Annotated in this window: 15 protein-coding genes; 10 read left to right on the top strand and 5 right to left on the bottom strand. The window is 56.8% G+C overall.

The features are described 5' to 3' along the window. Positions 1 to 35 precede the first annotated feature (35 nt). Positions 36 to 1,301, bottom strand: coding sequence for a DUF6799 domain-containing protein (locus tag WX88_RS27195; RefSeq protein WP_052732310.1), 1,266 nt, complete (start codon positions 1,299 to 1,301; stop codon positions 36 to 38). Between the two features lie 201 nt (positions 1,302 to 1,502). Between WX88_RS27195 and WX88_RS04230 the strand changes: the two genes are divergently transcribed. After that, positions 1,503 to 2,510 carry a dipeptide epimerase gene (locus WX88_RS04230; protein WP_046242941.1) on the top strand — a complete coding sequence of 336 codons (1,008 nt, stop codon included), beginning with the start codon at positions 1,503 to 1,505 and terminating at the stop codon, positions 2,508 to 2,510. 9 nt (positions 2,511 to 2,519) lie between these two features. Here WX88_RS04230 and WX88_RS04225 read toward each other — a convergent pair whose 3' ends face one another. Continuing rightward, the gene (locus tag WX88_RS04225; protein WP_197076661.1) at positions 2,520 to 3,086 is read right to left on the bottom strand and encodes a DUF6799 domain-containing protein; all 567 of its coding nucleotides are present in this window, start codon (positions 3,084 to 3,086) and stop codon (positions 2,520 to 2,522) included. A 156-nt stretch (positions 3,087 to 3,242) separates the two neighbouring features. On the opposite strand from WX88_RS04225, the gene WX88_RS04220 reads away from it, so the two are divergent. Together WX88_RS04220 and WX88_RS04215 are read left to right on the top strand one after the other, a co-directional pair. Beyond that, on the top strand, positions 3,243 to 3,698 hold the full coding sequence (locus WX88_RS04220; RefSeq protein ID WP_046242939.1) for a MarR family winged helix-turn-helix transcriptional regulator: 456 nt from the start codon (positions 3,243 to 3,245) through the stop codon (positions 3,696 to 3,698). A gap of 111 nt (positions 3,699 to 3,809) precedes the next feature. Beyond that, a complete protein-coding gene (locus WX88_RS04215) occupies positions 3,810 to 4,454 on the top strand; it encodes a YceI family protein (protein ID WP_046242938.1) in 645 nt (214 codons plus the stop codon). A gap of 111 nt (positions 4,455 to 4,565) precedes the next feature. Here the strand turns inward: WX88_RS04215 and WX88_RS04210 are convergent, their stop codons facing one another. Further along, positions 4,566 to 5,123, bottom strand: coding sequence for a hypothetical protein (locus WX88_RS04210; RefSeq protein ID WP_046242937.1), 558 nt, complete (start codon positions 5,121 to 5,123; stop codon positions 4,566 to 4,568). Between the two features lie 213 nt (positions 5,124 to 5,336). On the opposite strand from WX88_RS04210, the gene WX88_RS04205 reads away from it, so the two are divergent. The 7 genes from WX88_RS04205 (at position 5,337) to WX88_RS04175 (ending at position 16,614) form a co-directional block, all read left to right on the top strand. Beyond that, positions 5,337 to 9,020, top strand: coding sequence for a tail fiber domain-containing protein (locus WX88_RS04205; RefSeq protein WP_082115828.1), 3,684 nt, complete (start codon positions 5,337 to 5,339; stop codon positions 9,018 to 9,020). A gap of 24 nt (positions 9,021 to 9,044) precedes the next feature. Next, a complete protein-coding gene (locus WX88_RS04200; protein WP_046242935.1) occupies positions 9,045 to 10,556 on the top strand; it encodes a T9SS type A sorting domain-containing protein in 1,512 nt (503 codons plus the stop codon). A 185-nt stretch (positions 10,557 to 10,741) separates the two neighbouring features. Further along, positions 10,742 to 11,023 (top strand): ATP-dependent Clp protease adaptor ClpS, encoded by a 282-nt coding sequence (locus WX88_RS04195; RefSeq protein WP_046242934.1) that lies wholly within the window; start codon positions 10,742 to 10,744, stop codon positions 11,021 to 11,023. An 87-nt stretch (positions 11,024 to 11,110) separates the two neighbouring features. Further along, the gene (gene recR, locus WX88_RS04190; protein ID WP_046242933.1) at positions 11,111 to 11,725 is read left to right on the top strand and encodes a recombination mediator RecR; all 615 of its coding nucleotides are present in this window, start codon (positions 11,111 to 11,113) and stop codon (positions 11,723 to 11,725) included. A 257-nt stretch (positions 11,726 to 11,982) separates the two neighbouring features. Then, a complete protein-coding gene (locus WX88_RS04185; RefSeq protein WP_197076660.1) occupies positions 11,983 to 13,995 on the top strand; it encodes a glycosyltransferase in 2,013 nt (670 codons plus the stop codon). Between the two features lie 285 nt (positions 13,996 to 14,280). Further along, entirely contained in the window at positions 14,281 to 15,501 is a 1,221-nt protein-coding gene (locus tag WX88_RS04180; RefSeq protein WP_046242932.1) for a pyridoxal phosphate-dependent aminotransferase, read from the top strand. A 117-nt stretch (positions 15,502 to 15,618) separates the two neighbouring features. After that, positions 15,619 to 16,614, top strand: a complete 996-nt coding sequence (locus WX88_RS04175; protein ID WP_046242931.1) for a bifunctional heptose 7-phosphate kinase/heptose 1-phosphate adenyltransferase — start codon at positions 15,619 to 15,621, stop codon at positions 16,612 to 16,614. A 4-nt stretch (positions 16,615 to 16,618) separates the two neighbouring features. Here WX88_RS04175 and WX88_RS04170 read toward each other — a convergent pair whose 3' ends face one another. Further along, positions 16,619 to 17,176, bottom strand: coding sequence for a sugar O-acetyltransferase (locus tag WX88_RS04170; protein WP_046242930.1), 558 nt, complete (start codon positions 17,174 to 17,176; stop codon positions 16,619 to 16,621). 11 nt (positions 17,177 to 17,187) lie between these two features. Then, positions 17,188 to 17,397 (bottom strand): zinc ribbon domain-containing protein YjdM, encoded by a 210-nt coding sequence (locus WX88_RS04165; protein ID WP_046242929.1) that lies wholly within the window; start codon positions 17,395 to 17,397, stop codon positions 17,188 to 17,190. Positions 17,398 to 17,450: the final 53 nt, after the last annotated feature.

The raw sequence follows: 17,450 nt of genomic DNA, 5'->3' as shown, positions 1-17,450 counted from the left end.
ATAGGGCGTTTTTGGATGGCAGTATTTACGGGATGCTATGGCAGCGACAGCAAGTAACCAATAGTGAAGTTGGTATCATAGCCAAACACAAATTGCTGGCAGCCCGTGGCTGCAGCTATGGCTTGGTAGATAGTTAGACCAGCTTTGACTTTAGCACCCGTCAATTGTGGGTAAGCATCGGCGGCGCTCAAGACGGTGTAAGGCTCCTGACCCTGCCGTACGGCCTTCGCCAACTCATAGGGTACTCCACCGATGATGAAGCAGGTGCCGCGCAGCTTAGCCGGTACTTGCTCCGCCTTCGCCTTAACGTCGGTCGCGACCGACCTCGGGTCGGTATTTTGCTCAAAGTACTTGGAGCCGAAGGTACTCACTACGTGAGTCTGCCCTTTATCCATCCAGGCAACTTTGGTGTTGCCTGAGCCCATGTCAACCAGGAAAGAGTTGTCGGAAAAGCTGGCGGGCAACGCTGCCCGCAGGCCTAAAGCCCCCTCAAGCTCTGGAGTAACGGTAGTTACTACATATTTAAACGACTCCAGGCCTTTCACGATTTTCTTGGTTCCTTCCGCTGCAACTGCGCCAGAACTAACCACAAAGTGAATGTCGCGCCCTCCCACGCCAAAATCTAGCATCTTACCGATGTAAGCTTTCAAGCCATTGCGGATATCGGCTTCAGTAGCCATGTTTTCTATGACCAAGCTATTACCAAACTCTGATTTTTCGAGCTTCCAATTGCGCTTTTCATCTATACGAATGATGAACATATTAAAGCCGCTTGCCCCGAGTTCTACCACACCCCGCAGTTTGCCATTGACTGGTGCTGTGGGCTGATAAGAGAAAGTAGCTCGTGGCGCTGGTGCTTTCGCCGCAGCCGGTGCCACTGTTGGCGCCACTGCCATGGTAACGGCTGGCGCAACCGTTGGGGCAGGTGCTGGCGTTATTACTTCTGGGGCGGTTATAATTGTTGACGTTGAGGCAACTGGCTGGCTCGCATCTTCGCCCTTGTGGCGAATAAACTCACCATTCAGGCTCAGCATGTCACCTTCCTGCATCGTCACGCGGGTGCCATTAGCGAGCACGACGGCCTGCGTACGATACTCCACCCGAATACCACTAGGCAAGGTGACATCTTTACCCAAAGGCTTTGTTTTAGTACCATTTTGCACCATCACAGTGTGGTTTTGCACTGTAAACCAAGGTAAGTAGCCGCTGGATTCGGAAGGATTGGACTGAGCCAATGCGCTGGGAGGGCAACCAGCCGATAGCAAGCAAAATAGAGAAAAGCCGAGTAAAGTGTTTTTCATAAGTTGAGATAGTTATGGACTTTGTGCTTGTACAAAAGTATGAAGAATTGTAATAGAATAATGCTCTTTGGGGAAGTTATAATCTTTTATCTAGGTGAATTGTCAAAAAAACCGGTTCAGTTGCTCCTTTTACTATGCCGAGCGGTTGCCTACTACTTTTGGTTTCTTCTCTTCAAAATCGCTCCGCGATGCCGCTTGCCTATGCTCCACTGGTCTATCCAACCGCTCGAACTGCCTTTGCGCTACGTGTGGAAAATTTCTCGTAACGCCTCTATCAGTAAAACTAATCTTATCGTGCGGGTGAGCGGCCAAGGCCACACTGGCGCTGGTGAGGCGGCTCCCAATGTACGCTATGGTGAGTCATCGGAGCTACTGTTAGAACAGCTGGGGATGTTGCAGATGAAAGGTTTAGCAACTATTTACTCATTAGCCGATCTGGACGCCCTGCTGGCCACGCAGCCCGTGGCGCATGCCCTAAGCTTTGCCCTGGAAGCTGCATTGGTGCAATGGCTGGCTGCGCGGGCCGGGCAGCCGGTGTGGCAATGGCTGGGCGTGCCCCCGCCTGCCCAGGCGGTGCCCACAGCGTTTTCGCTACCTATTATGGAGCCGGCAGCTATTGGCGGGTTTCTGCGCGAGCAAGGTGCGGCTCGCTTCCAACTGCTCAAAATCAAAGTAAACCAAACGGAAGGGCTCAATTTGCTGCGGGAAGTAGCCCACGCGCTGCCCGGCCACGCTCTCTTGGTGGATGGCAATGAGGCCTGGCCTGATGCCGACAGCTTATTGCAGTTTCTAGAGCAAGTGCGGACTCTGCCTGGCATCAACTTGCGTCTGCTGGAACAACCTTTGCCCGCTGGCCTGGCCGATGACTACCGCTATCTACGCCCCCGCAGTATGGTGCCACTCCTGGCCGATGAATCGGTGACCGATACGGCGGACTTTGCTGACATTGCCCAGCAGTTTCACGGTGTGAACGTGAAGCTGATGAAGGCGGGCGGCTTTCGGCGCGGCATTGAACTGCTGCGGCAAACCCGGGCCCATGGCTTGCTGCCCATGTTAGGTTGTATGGTCGAAACCAGCTTGGGTATTGCGGCCGCGCTGCAAATCAGTGCCCTAGCTGACGTGCACGACCTCGACGGCTTCCTGATAGTCAGCAACGAGCCGTTTGGCTTGGTAGGGGAGGAGTTGGGGCAGCTTTCCCTGCAAGGCTGATTGCAGAGGTTATTTATTAGGTGTCAGTTGTGCGTCGAGCTGGGTGAGTTGGTCATCAATAGCTTTGGTGTCGGGCATCGTTGTCCGGCCTTGGCTAAGCAGATTGATTTTTTGAGTTAGTAGTTCGATTTTTTTATTGAGCAGGGACATCTGCAAAGCCGGGTCGGCAAAGCCCGGGCCGCGCTGCACGTACGGCTCGTACTTGCCGCTGGCATTAGTGGCAGACTCACCGCGGGCGGCGGCCGCGCTACCGGGCGTGGCAAACACGACGCCGCCATCGGCCCGCACGTAGTCTCCCTCGTGCAGAGTTAGCTTTTTGCCTTGAGGATGGACCTTGTCGGCGGGCATTTCCACAATGCCATTTTTATAGTTGATTTTGACGCCGTTGACCAGCTTTATATTCTGGGTGAGCGGAGTAATCTTGCTGCCTTCGCGGCGAACTACTTCGCCGTCTTTGAAGAGGAATTGCGTGCGGGGACTAGTCTGAGTTGGGTAGCCACCCTCCTGGGCTGCCGCGTTGTAGGGAGTGGTAGCCAAATAGCTAACTGCCAGTAAGAGAAGAAAAAGGCGATGCATAGCGAATAACAGTGGGTTAATCTGCGGGGATACGTGTTTTGCCGCTTTTAGGTGAAACACCTATTCCATTGACTGTCTCACTTAAAAAATAAATTGAACCAATGTTGTGACATTAAATGTACGTACATATATTTGCACCCGATTCCATTGCCCACCATGCGCATCGAAGACGAAATCAAACAGCCCATTTTTCGCGACGAATACCAGAAGGCTCACATCAACCTGATATATACATCGGGCTGGTTGCAACTGCGCCAAGCCGCTATGTTCAAACCGTTTGGCTTGACGCTCCCGCAATTTAACATTCTTCGCATCTTGCGCGGGCAGCATCCACTGCCGGCCACGGTGGCCCTGCTCATCGAGCGGATGCTGGATAAAACCAGTAATGCCTCGCGCATCGTGGACCGGTTAGAGGAAAAAAAACTTGTAACGCGTACCGTTTGCCCCGCCAACCGCCGGGCCGTTGACATCCGCATCACGAAAGCTGGCCTGGATTTGCTCGACCACATTGAGGAGTCCCATATTCTCGATTCCAGTGGCATCAACCAACTTAGCGAAGCCGAAATACATCAACTCAATGCCTTACTCGATAAGATTCGGACGACGGGGTAATTGACTTTTTAAATAAATAATTGCCTTTGTCTTTGGCATGCTTTTTCGTTACGGCCCGTCCGTAAATTTTCACCTTTTTTACTGCTTACTTTTCCAAATTTCTTTTTCATAATGAAAAAATTTCTGTTGCCCGCCCTGTTTGCTGTTGCCGTTATCGGCACTGCCCCTGCTGCTTCGGCGCAAAAGATGAACAGCGCCAAAATGGCCACCAACGCCCCAGCCTATAAGCTACAGCCTCAACTGAGCACCTTGGGCTGGGAAGGCAAGGCCGTGACGCATGGCCATAACGGTACCATGAACTTCACCGATGGTGAACTGTTGGTAAAAGGTAATGCCCTCGTGGGCGGCACCGTAACCGTCGACATGAAGAGCATGAAAGCCACCGACATTAAGGATGCCGAGTCGCAGGGTAAATTTGTGGGTCACATGAGTGGTGATGACTTCTTCGGCGTGGCTACGTATCCGACCGCTACGTTCAAAATCGTGAGCGTGACCCCTATCAAAGGTGCTGCTAAGGATGCTGACAACGCTACCATCACCGGCGACATGACCATCAAAGGTGTAACGCAGCGCATCAGTTTCCCGGCCAAAGTGGGCGTGAAAGACGGTGTGGCCGCCGCCACTGGCAAGGTGACCATCGACCGCACCAAATTCGGCCTGAAGTATGGCTCGAAAACGTTCTTCGATAGCATTGGTGACAAAGCCATCAACGACAATTTTGATCTGACTTTCAACGTTATCGCTAAAAATTCCTAATCATAACCCAGCTTGAATTTAACCGATTCCACGGGTTTAGGTGAGGTTTAGTTCAGGCCATAAGTAATTTAGCAAAAAAGCCCGCCAAGTATGGCGGGCTTTTTTGCTAAATTACTCCGGCAGGGCGAAGATGCGAGGCAGCTCGAATTTGAGGAGGCGGCTTTTGCTGCGGTTGTGTAGTTCCCGCAGGATTTCATCTAATTCGGGCTTGTACTCTACCCATAGGTCTTCGTGCAGGCTTTTGAGTACGAGGGCCGGGACCCGAGTCGCCAGCCGGGCCGTAGCGTTGAAGAACCCGTCGTACACGCTGTCGAACTGGCCGGAGTAGTTGTCAATGCACTGGCGCAGAATGTAGAGCAGCAAGTCGATTTCAAGCTGTTTGCTTTTGGTGATGCGGCGGGCGCGGGCGGCTTCCTGCACGCCGGCGCGTACAGCTTTCACGAGACTGCGATTGAGCAGGCGTCCGGTTACGGCCACGTTGAACAGCACGTGGATGCGGTCAGCGGTTTCTTCCTGAATCTGACCCACGGTTACGTCGGCCAGAAGCTCGAAGCGGTAAGTTTCATACAGCTCGGCGTCGCGGCGCACGGCACGAAGCAGCAAAGATTCCTTCTCCGTTTCGGTAAGACGCTTGAGGGCTTTTTTAAATTCAGGGGTAGGGATGGGCATATGGGTTTAAGCTTAAATAATCTGGATAATTTCTCAAAATGAGAATCCGCAGTCCCAAATTACTACGTGAGAATGCTGCATAAAGGCCAGGTTAAAAGATAATACAAGTATTACTAGTCAATTTAGAAATTATCCTATTACTTTGTTGAGTGATAATTATTCACGATTTTAATCAGTCCTTAATTCCCTCTCCTTCATACAATCCCTTTTTTCATGAAAAAAGTCTCCTCATTTCCTTTCCCGCTTGGAATTGCTGGCTTGCTAATGATTGCGGCAGTTTCGAATACTCAGGCCCAAACTGGGATTGGAACTACCAGTCCCAACGCATCAGCCGCGCTCGACATTACCAGTTCGAATCGTGGCTTACTCATTCCGCGGGTAGCGCTGAGTTCGCTCACTGACGCAACAACTGTTCCGAACCCCGCGCCGTCGCTGCTGGTGTACAATAGTAACGCGGCACTAGCGACTGGGGTTGGGTATTATTACAACTCTAACACCAGCGCGAGCCCTCTCTGGGTGCGGTTCGTGACTTCGGCCGCGCCGGTAGGCCTGGAATTCTGGCGTACAACTGGCAACGCTGGCACTAGCCCGAGCAACAATTTCCTCGGTACCATCGACGCCCAGGATTTGGCCTTCCGGGTCGGTAATACTGAGCGGATGCGCCTGCGCCAGGATGGGGCCCTAAATTTAGGAATACCAGCTAGCAGTAGCCTGGTTATTGGGTTGGGAACCACTCCGGGCACGCTCACCGGCGCCAATAACACTTTATTAGGGGTGAATGCCGGGCAAAACACCAGCAGTGGTACGCGCAACACGTTTGTGGGTACGGAAGCCGGTAGTAGCGTTAGCTCAGGACTATCAAATACTTACTTGGGTTATCGGGCCGGTAGTGGCAATAATACGGGCAACAACAACACCTTCATCGGTGACGATGCGGGGCGCAATGCCGGTGGCACCGGTAACACCTTCATTGGTTTCACGGCAGCTCTCAACGCTGCTTCCGGCGATGGCAACACCGCCATTGGTATCGGAGCCGGCAGCGCCCAGACGTTGGGCACGAGCAACACTTTTATTGGGCAAAACGCTAATACCAGCGTAAACGGCCTGAGCAATGCGACGGCCATTGGAGCTAACGCGGTGGTCGACGTGAGCAATGCCATCTCACTGGGTAATGCCGCTAACGTAGGCATTGGCGTTTCTGCACCCACACAACGCTTGCACGTGCGGGGCGGCGGCGTACGAATTGAGGACTTGGGCGGGGCCATTAATGGCGGGGGTAACCGCATTGTGACTGCCGACGCGAACGGGGTGCTTTTCACCCAGACTCTACCCGGCGGCCTCAACGACTTTGTGCAGAACCTGACCTCGTCCAGCGCCCAGCAGATAGCCAATTTCAATATTAACGGTACCGGCCTGATTGGTAACAGCCTGGGTGTAGGCACCACCAGCCCCCAGCAAACACTCGACGTGCGGGGTAATTCCTACATCAGCGGCAATGTCGGCATTGGCGTGCTCAGCCCCACCCAGAAGCTGGACGTGGCTGGTAGCGCCAACATCAGCAACGCCTTGAGCGTGGGTGGTGTCGCGACGCTGAATTCGGCCAGCGTGACGAACAGTGCCACGGTAGGGGGCAACTTGGGCGTAACCGGCCTTTCAACGCTGGGCAGCGCCCGTATCTCAAGCTTTGGAGCCGGCACGGTCGTGTCGGACGCATCCGGTAATTTGAGCGTGCAGCCCGCGGTGGTGGTTAATGCCATCAATAATAACAATACCACAACTCCACAGGCAGGAGCCAGCTTCAACATTGATGGCAACGGCCGATTGGGCGGTACGCTCAACGTGGCTGGCGGCTCTACGCTGGCTGGTGGTGCCGCCGTAACCGGTGGCCTGGGCGTGACGGGAAATACTACGCTGCGCAATACCACTATCGGGACTGCGACCGTACCGAGCACCCTGAATGTCTTTGGGAACACGAGCCTGTCGGCCTTGACTACCAGCGGCCTAGCTGCTTTGAACTCGGTGAATGTGGCGAATAATACTACTATTGGTGGTACCACCCGCATTACTAACCTAGGTGGTGGTGGTACGCGTCTGGTCGTGACGGATAACAACGGTGACCTAAGCACTCAGGCTATTCCGACTGCTATTGATGCCGTACTCAACCAAACTACCGTGCAAACCGGTGCCAATTTCAACGTGGGCGGTACCGGCCAGGTAGGCACTTCGCTGGCCGTGGGCACTTCTGCCACCGTGGGCACCAGCCTGAGCGTAGGCGGGCCCAGCACCCTCAACTCGGTAGGCGTAACCAATAACGCTACCGTGGGCGGTACGCTCGGCGTGACCGGAGCCACTACGCTTGCCAATCTGGCTGGCGGTGGTTCGCGCCTAGTGGTAACCGACAACAACGGTCTGCTGAGCGCGCAGCCGCTGCCGACAGCAGGTATTTTTAACCAGACCACCCAGCAGGCCGGCGCCAATTTTAACATCAGCGGCGCAGGCACTGTAGGTACGCTCGCCGTGAACAATTCGGGTACGGTAGGGACTTCTCTGACGGTGGGCACCACTTTAGGAGTAACTGGGGCCAGCACCCTAAACTCGGTGGGTGTGACCAACAATGCGACGGTGGGTGGCACGCTCGGCGTGACGGGCGCCACTACGCTTAGCAATACTTTGAACGTAGCCGGAACCACTACGTTAGCCAATTTGGCCGGCACCGGCTCGCGGTTGGTAGTGGCCGATGCCGCTGGTGTCCTCAGCACCCAAGCCGCGCCCGCCGCTGGCATCAACAACCAGACGACCGTCCAGAGCGGAGCTAATTTCAATATTGATGGTTCGGGTACGTTAGGTAATGCCTTGACGGTGGGTACTTCGGCCACGGTAGGTACTTCGCTGAACGTAGCTGGGCTCACCACCACTCAAAATGCCCGGGTGGTTAACCTAGCCAACGGCTCGGTGGCGGCGAACCGCCTGGTAGGCGTTGACTCGAATGGCAACTTGGTATCCACGACTGCTACGGTAGCATCATCAGGACAGGGCTTTGTTGAAAATAGGACTACCGGGGCTGCTCAAGCCGGCGGATTCATCCTGGATGGTTCGGGTTCGTTGCAAGGCACTCTCACCGTAGGTCCTGCTGGAAGTAACATCTCCATTGGAGGCGGTAGCGTGATTGCTCCTGCAAACCTGAGTGCAGGGGCCAATTTATCTGTGGGCGCGTTCTCGCGTTTCGGTAACAATGTTGGCATTGGCTTGACTAGCTTAACTTCTCCCTTAAATGAGCGCCTGACAATTAATGGTAACGTTATTCCACAATTTGATGGCGGCGGGGACTTAGGTCTTTCGAGCCGGCGTTGGGCTAATCTATATTCTGCTGGTGTGAATGTACAAGGTGACGTAGTGCCTGCTAGCGATAATGCTCACAATATTGGTAACTCTGGCGCTCGTTGGTTAGCCGTGTATGCTGTTAACGGCACCATCCAAACCTCCGACTCCCGCCTGAAAACCAATGTTACGGGCTTGGGCTACGGCTTGAGTACGGTAATGGCCTTGCGTCCGGTGCGCTACGCCTGGAAGCAGACGCCAACCAAAACCAACAAAATCGGCTTTATCGCGCAGGAGTTGCAGAAAGTAGTACCCGAAGTTGTTTCGGTCGGCACTGATGCCAACCAGACCTTGGGCGTGAACTACGCTGAAATGGTGCCCGTCCTGGTAAAAGCCATCCAAGAGCAGCAGGCTCAGATTAGCGCGCTCAAAGCCGAGAACGTAGCTCTACAGCAAAATGGTGCTCGCGCCGCCTCGGCTGAGCAGCGGGCTGAGAAAGCCGAAGCAGCGGTCCAGTCCTTCGAAGCCCGTTTGCGGGCTTTGGAAGCTGGTCAGGCCACGGCTCAAGGGCAGCGCTAAGTGGTAATGTTAATGACAATTGCCATGAAACAGTCTCTCAGACACCCCTCGGCGCTGCTGGCGTTGCTGCTTTTGGGCGGCGCAGCTGCCCCGCGGGCGGGCCAGGCCCAGACCCTCTACAACGGGCCCGGTGGCATTCTGGCCGTTACCGATTCGGTGCTGTACGTGCGCGGTGATGCGGCCGGCAAAGCGTTCCAGAACGCGGGCGAGTTTAACCAAACGGCTACCTCCCCGGCGCGGCCCCGCTTGTTTCTCGACGAAGGCGACCTGCTCAACACTGGCACCTGGGTGCAAGGGCTCGGCACGGTCGTTTTCAACGGCGTGAGCGGCACGGCCCGCAACCTGACCCTGAATAATGCTGTTCTCCATAAGCTGCGCATCAACCATCCCGGCAACGTGGTGCTCGGCTCCAATGGCCAGGTCGACAACCGTGTGCAGCTGGCCACCGGCCATCTGCTGACCACGACCGGCTTCAGCCTGACTCTGGGCGCGGCGGCTACCGTGGTTGGGGAGAAGAACAGTTCCTACGTGAAAGGCAGCTTGGTGCAGCAAAAGGCGGTTTTCGGGGCTTCCAATGTTGACTTTGGCGGCATGGGTTTCCAGGTGAATCCGCTGGGGCAGAGCTTCACGCTGCAAGTAGACCGTCGCAGTGGGCTCAACCTCGTCAATTATTCTTACGGTCAGAACCCAACGGTGGCGAGCTTCAAAGGCATCGACCGCATTTGGCGACTAACGACTTCGGCCCCGGCAACGGTGGACCTAACCTTGTCGTGGCTAACGGATAACGAAGTCAACAACGGTCTGGTCTTCTCGGGCAGCAATGCCTGGGTGTGGCGTAGCATCGACAATGGAGCCACCTGGCAGCGTCAGGGCCCCGGCCCACAGGCTGCCCAAACCGTTGGCGACACGCGTACGGTCACGGTCAATACCACATTGGTAAACGGCGCCTGGTATACGGTGAGCACTGCCGAGTCGCCCTTGCCAGTGGAGCTGACCGCTTTTACAGCCACGGCCCGCGAGCTGGATGCCGTGCTGAAGTGGAACACCGCTTCGGAGCGCAACAGTGCGTGGTTCGCCATTGAGCGCTCCCTGAATGGCACCGACTGGCAAGAAATCAGCCGCAAGGCCGCGGCGGGTAATAGCTCGGCGCCGCTGGCTTATAGCGCGACCGACCTAGGAGCGGGCCGTCGGGCGGCCGCGTGCTACTACCGCTTGCACCAGATTGATTTGGATGGCACTTCCAACTACAGCAGCGTGCAGTACGTGCGGTTTGCCAAAACCATTGAGTTCCTGGTGGAGGCCTACCCCGTACCCATGCAGCAGTACCTGACGCTGGACCTGGTATCGCCGGACGCCGGACCGCTGCAAATTGAGCTGTACGACATGACCGGCCGCCTAATCATCAGCCAGAGGGAGGCCGCGCCGGCAGGCAGCAGCCGCTACCAGGTGGATGTGCGGACGCTGGCTACCGGCAACTACACTCTGCGCGCCGTGCAGGGCAGCAGGCAGGTGACCCGCAAAGTGTTGCACTTGTAATACCAATTAATCCTTGGCTGCTTATGTACAAGCCCCGCTGTCCTGAAAGGGAGGGCGGGGCTTTTTGCGATTTGACCAGTACCGTCGCTTGACCGAAAAACACTCTCCCCACCGAAACGATTTGGCTACTGACGGCGTTTTAAAAAACACTCACCAATCATTTGTCTGAAGCGTAAATTTGCCTCATGAATACTCGCCCGCAAATTGAGCACGATGAGGACGTACTGCTGCTCGAAGAAGAAGTTGAGCTACGCAACCTCGTCGTGTATAACGACGACATCAACACCTTCGACCACGTCATTAAAACCCTGATTGACGTGTGCGGCCACCAGCCCGAGCAGGCTGAGCAATGCACCCTGCTCATTCACTACAAGGGGCAGTGTGCCGTCAAAATCGGTACTTACGAGGAGTTAGAGCCGCTGTGCACCGCCATTCACGACCGAGGCATTTCGGCCGACGTGGTGTAGCTGTTAGTTGCTTGCTGTTCAGTTATCAGATTCGCTGATAACAGACGCCGGCAATTGACAACTACCAATTGATAACTAAACGAACGAATGGAGTTTCCTTCCAAACTGATTGAAAATGCCGTGGGCGAGCTGGCCCGGCTGCCTGGTATTGGCCGCAAAACAGCTCTGCGACTGGCGCTTCATCTGCTCAAGGCCGAAATGGACACCACGGCTACGCTTGCTGAGGCCCTGGCCAAAATGCGCTTCGAGATAACCTACTGCCGCACTTGCCACAGCATTTCCGATTCGGAAGAGTGTGGCATTTGCGCTAACAAGCTGCGCGACCACAGTCTGGTGTGCGTGGTGTCGGATGTGCGCGACGTAATTGCCATTGAGAATACTGGCCAGTACAAAGGTGTGTACCACGTGCTGGGCGGGGTAATCTCGCCCATCGAGGGCATTGGGCCTTCGGATTTGCACATCGATTCGCTGGTGGAGCGGGCGTCGGCCGAGGGCTCCGAGTTGCGCGAAGTCATTCTGGCCATTAGCCCCACGATGGAGGGCGACACCACGGCTTTCTACCTCTCTCGCCGTTTGCGCGACTTGCCCAATGTTCACATCAGCACCATTGCCCGCGGGATTCCGGTGGGCGGCGAGCTGGAGTATGCCGATGAGATTACCCTCGGCCGCAGCATCGTGGAGCGACTGCGGCAGACGCGTTAGGCCGGATTTCCATTCATTACTGAATGACTAAAGCGCCAGTACCGCTAGCGGTACTGGCGCTTTTTGAACTTGCCCGGGAGGCGATACTCTTCTTTCCTACTTGAGACAGGCCGGAGCACTGTGCAGAACTCGGCTAGGTGGTCGGGCCCGAGCAGAGAAACTAAAAAGAGCTCTGCCAGGTAATCGAGCCCAGGCGGGAGTACTAAAACGAGGTCTTTTTGCCGGTAGCCGCCCGCCGCTGCTTAATTTCGCCCTCTGTGGTGAAGCTATCCGTCGTTATTGTTAATTACAACGTCTGCTATTTCCTGGAGCAGGCGCTGCTCTCAGTGCGGCGAGCGGTGGAGAAGCTTGGGCAGCCAGTAGAGGTGTTCGTGGTGGATAACAACTCGGCGGACGGCTCGGTGGCCATGGTGCGGGCGCGCTTCCCGGAGGTAATTCTGATTGCCAACCGCGACAATCCCGGCTTTTCTAAGGGCAATAACCAGGCCCTGCGCCGCGCCACGGGCCAGTACCAGCTCCTGCTGAACCCCGACACGGTGGTGGAAGAAGACACCTTCCGGGCTTGCTGCGACTTCATGGACGCGCACCCCGACTGCGGCGGCCTGGGCGTGAAAATGCTCGATGGCCAGGGCCAGTTTTTGCCTGAAAGCAAGCGCGCCCTGCCCACACCGGCCGTGGCGTTCTACAAAATGTTTGGGCTGGCGAGCATTTTCCCCAAGTCGCGCACCTTCGGGCGCTATCACCTCGGCTTTCTCGATAAAGAGGAAACTCACGAAATAGAGGTGCTGAGTGGGGCCTTCATGCTGCTGCGTAAGGCCGCCCTCGACCAAGTGGGCCTGCTCGACGAAGACTATTTCATGTACGGCGAGGATATTGACCTCTCGTACCGCCTCACCCAAGGCGGCTGGAAAAACTATTATTTCCCTGGCACCCGCATCATCCACTACAAGGGCGAAAGCACGAAGCGCACTAGTGTGAACTACGTGTTCGTGTTTTATCGGGCGATGGTGATTTTTGCCGAAAAGCACTTCGCCTCCGACCAGGCCGGGCTGTTTTCGCTGTTGATAAACGCCGCTATCTGGTTGCGGGCGGGCGCGGCGGTACTGGAGCGGCTGGTGGTGCGGGCCGCCCCGCTGCTGCTCGATGCCGGCCTGATTTGGGGCGGCATGTACTTTTTGAAAACCTACTGGGAGCACAACCACAAGTTTGCACCGGGGGCATATCCGCGGCAGTACATGCTGGTGGCGGTGCCGGCCTACATCCTGATATGGCTGATTTCGGCCTACCTGGGTGGCGCCTACGACCCCCCAGTGAAAACTTCCCGGGTGGCCCGCAGCATCTTCGTAGGTACGCTGCTGATTTCGGCGGCCTCCAATTTCCTGGATGCCTGGCGATTTTCCAAGGCTCTGATTATTCTGGGCGGGGTGTGGGCCGTGGCGGCGCTGGTGGGCCGGCAGCTGCTGGCTCACTTCATCAAATACAAAGACCTGCGCCTGAGCGAGCGTCGTCAGAAAAACATTGCCATCGTGGGCTCGGGCCCCGAAAGCCGCCGCGTGCGCCAGCTGCTGGAAGCCGCCGCCGTGCAGGCCCGCGTGATTGGCTACGTAAATGTGGCCCCCGAAGCCGAAGCATCGGCCGATGCGGACGGCTATTCAATCGCCGACTCCTTTACCCAATCGTCCTTGGAAGAGCCCCTCGGCGAGCTGCGGCAACTGGCAGATATTATCCGCCTGTACGCGCTGGATGAGCTGATTTTCTGCGGCAAGGACTTGCCCGCCAGCCAGATTATTGCCCTCATGCTCAGCCTGCCCGCCGACCCGCCGGTGGCCTACAAGATTCTGCCCGAAGACAGCCAGTACATCATCGGCAGCAGCAGCAAGGACGCGCCCGGCGACTACTACACCCTCGACATTGCCCTGAATCTCTACCAGCCCCAGCAGGCCCGCGCCAAGCGCCTGCTCGACGTGCTGACGAGTGCCGGATTGCTACTGCTGGCCCCACTGCTCATCTGGTCGCAGCCAAAAAAAGCGGGATTTCTGCGCAATGCGCTGGCTGTATTGCTGGGCAATAAAACCTGGGTGGGCCTGCGCTACATGAGTGGCCCGGCGCAGGCCGTGCCCGCCGTAGTTTCGCCCGCCGATGCTGCCGCGGCTACCATTCCGCTTAATGAAGTCACGCTACGGCGGCTGGAACTGCTTTATGCCAAGGACTATGAGGCCGGTATGGACTTGAGCGTGCTCTGGCGCTGCTGGCAGCGGCTAGGAGAGTGAGCTGATTTTAGAGCCGTTTCGGAGTCGGTGTACCGTAGCGCGAACGTTGCAGTGCGCGTGCATGCGCCGTTTGGGCCTCGTTTGGGCCTCGTTCGGGCACGCGCACTACAACGTTCGCGTTACGGCCTGGCCTGCTATGCGGAGGACGAAATGCTCTAAGTTGAAGCGTGGCCTACTTCAGTCAATGATTATCGTTTAACGGCGTTCCTGCCCCCGAAAGGCCACCCGGGCTAACGCCCCCGGTACGGTACCTTTGATTCACGAATCTTCCCGCTATTGCTTATTATGCCTACTACTGCTACTCTCGCGTCCCCTTCGCCGCTTTCCGACCGTTTGCAGGCAATGAATGAATCGGCCACCATTGCCATGGCTAAGAAGTGCCGTGAGCTAATCGCCAAGGGCTTTGACGTTATCAATCTCAGCTTCGGCGAGCCCGATTTTCAAACTCCGCAATACATCAAGGACGCCGCCAAACAGGCGCTCGACGACGGCTTCACCTTTTACACGCCCGTGGCCGGCATCCCGGAGTTGCGGCAGGCCATCTGCGACAAATTCAAGCGCGACAACCAACTCGATTTCTTGTCGAATCAGATTGTGGTGAGCACTGGCGCCAAGCAGGCCCTGACTAATGCCATCATGAGCTTGGTTAATCCGGGCGATGAAGTCATCGTGTTTTCGCCCTATTGGGTGAGCTACGAGGAAATGATAAAGCTGGCCGAAGGCAAGACCGTGCCATTGGTGGGCACCCTCGAAAACGACTACAAGGTGACCGCCGCGCAGCTCGAAGCCGCCATCACGGACCGGACCAAGCTCATCATGTATTCGTCGCCCTGCAATCCTACGGGGGCGGTGTTCAGCCGTGAGGAACTGGGCGAAATTGCGGCTATTCTGGCCCGGCACCCACAGGTATATGCCTTGGCCGATGAGATTTACGAGTACATCAACTTCGTGGGCGAGCACGTGAGCCTGGCTCAGTTTGCGGAGGTGAAAGACCGGGTGATTACCGTGAACGGCTTCTCGAAGGGTTATGCCATGACCGGCTGGCGCCTGGGCTACCTGGCCGCCCGGCAGGACATCGCCGCCGCCTGCGATAAAATGCAGAGCCAGATTACGTCCGGTACCTGCTCCATTAGCCAGCGGGCGGGGCTGGCGGCGCTACGCGGCGGCCGAAGCTCGGCCGATGAGATGGTGGCTGCCTACCGCCGTCGCCGGGACTTGGTGCTGGACATCGTGAAAGACATTCCGGACCTGAAAACACCTACTCCCAACGGGGCTTTTTACATTTTTCCGGAGGTTTCGGCCTACTTCGGCCGCACCGCGCCCGACGGCAGCACCATCAATAACTCCACCGATTTGGCCATGTTCCTGCTCAACGACGCGCTGGTTTCAGTCGTGTCGGGCGAGGCATTTGGGGCACCGAACTGCATGCGCTTCAGCACCGCCGCCGCCGATGACAAGCTGGTAGAGGCATTTCGGCGGATAAAGGCCAGTTTAGCGAAGCTCTAGGAGAAGCGGAGGCCGTAAGTCAGAGCGTTGGACGGCGGCCCCTGCGCGACAACCCGACGGTATCGGGCTCGCTCTTGCAGCGGGCCCTTACCTTTGAGCTTTCTTTCTGCTGCCGCAATGCCTGTTGATTCCCTAAATACGCTTTTCGAAAACTTCAATAACCTGCGCGTCCTCATTATTGGCGACGTGATGGTGGACGCCTACGTGTGGGGCCGGTCCACTCGGCTCTCGCCCGAGGCACCGGTGCCCATTGTGCACGTGGCCCGCACCGAGCAGCGCCTCGGTGGGGCTGCCAACGTGGCCCTGAACGTGCAGGCCCTGGGCGCCACGCCGCTGCTTTGCGCCGTGGTGGGCACCGATACGGGCGGCGACCAGCTCCTGCAACTGCTACACGAGCGCCACCTCGCCGCAGATGGCATCATCCGCAGCGCGCACCGGCCCACCACGGTCAAGCAGCGCATTCTGGCTCACGGCCAGCAGCTGCTGCGCATCGACTCGGAAGTAGAAACCGACCTTAGTGCTGACGAGAGTACGCAACTGTTGGCGGCCTATGACGACTTGCTGACTCGCGCCGACGTGGTAATCTTCGAGGATTATGACAAAGGCGTGCTGAACGAGGCAATTATCGAACAGTGCATTGCCCGGGCCCGGCAGCGCGGCATTCCCACGGTAGTAGACCCCAAGAAAAAGAATTTCCTGGCCTACCGACACTGCACCCTCTTCAAACCCAACTTGAAAGAGCTGCGCGAGGGCCTGAAACTAGAATTCGGCGACCCCGATACCGACCGCCCCGGCTTCGAAGACGCCGTAGCGCGGTTGCGCGAGGTACTGGAGCCCGAAACGGTGTTGGTTACCCTGTCGGAGCATGGTGTGTTTGCGCAGCAGGACGGCAGGAAAACCTACCTTCCCGCCCACCTACGCACTATTTCCGACGTATCGGGCGCCGGCGATACCGTGATTAGCATTGCTGCCCTGTGTGTGGCCCTGGGCTGCCCGGCCCCCTTCACGGCCGCGCTGGCGAACTTGGGCGGCGGGCTGGTCTGCGAGCAGGTAGGAGTGGTGCCGGTGGAGAAACAACTCCTACTCACCGAAGCACAAGAAGCGGGCCTGTAGAAAATTACGCCGCTAAGCTCTTTACCACGCGTGCTGGATTGCCGACCGCTAACGAATAAGGCGGAATGTCCTTGGTAACGACCGCGCCGGCCCCGATGACGCAGCCCGCGCCAATGCTGACGCCAGGGCAGATAATAGCACCGCCGCCAATCCAACAGTCGTCGCCGATGGTGATGGGCCGGCCTAGCTCCAGGGTCCGGCGCACCACGGCATCGAGGGGATGGGTAGCGGCGTACAGCTGCACGGCCGGGGCAAACATAACATTGGAGCCGATGGTAACTTTGGCCACATCCAGCACCACGCAATTGACGTTGAAATACACGTTGTCGCCGCAGTGGATGTTGCTGCCGTAGTCGCAGTGGAAAGGAGGCTCGATGTAGAGGTTCTGGCCGGCGTTTGGCAGCAATTCGGCCAGCACCTCGCGGGCGGCATCCGTAACCAGGTACTCGGTGACGTTCAGGCGGTGCAGGAGCTGTTTGGCGCGGGTGCGCTCCTGTACTAAAACCGGGTCGTTGGCGGCGTAGAGCTCGCCAGCCAGCATTTTTTCTTTCTCACTAGACATAAACAGGAGGGTTAGGCCTTTTTCAGAAATTCGGTTTTCAATACCATCGTACTGCCGCCAGCGCGGCCTTCAATCTCGCCGGAGCTGTTGGTGAGGCGGATGTTTTTGACCAGCGTGCCACGCTTCAGCGTTTGGGATGAGCCTTTTACTTTGAGGTCTTTAATGAGGGTGACCGAGTCGCCTTCGGTAAGAAGGGCGCCGTTGCTGTCTTTTACGTCCATGTTGTTTGGTCCTTCTTCTGGTAGCTAATGCTGACTGTGAAGGGTAAAGCCCT

The organism is Hymenobacter terrenus, from assembly GCF_000972495.1.
GTDB lineage: Bacteria > Bacteroidota > Bacteroidia > Cytophagales > Hymenobacteraceae > Hymenobacter > Hymenobacter terrenus.
The sequence above is the reverse complement of the archived record's forward strand: the minus strand, read 5'-3'. Positions and strand labels throughout refer to the sequence as shown.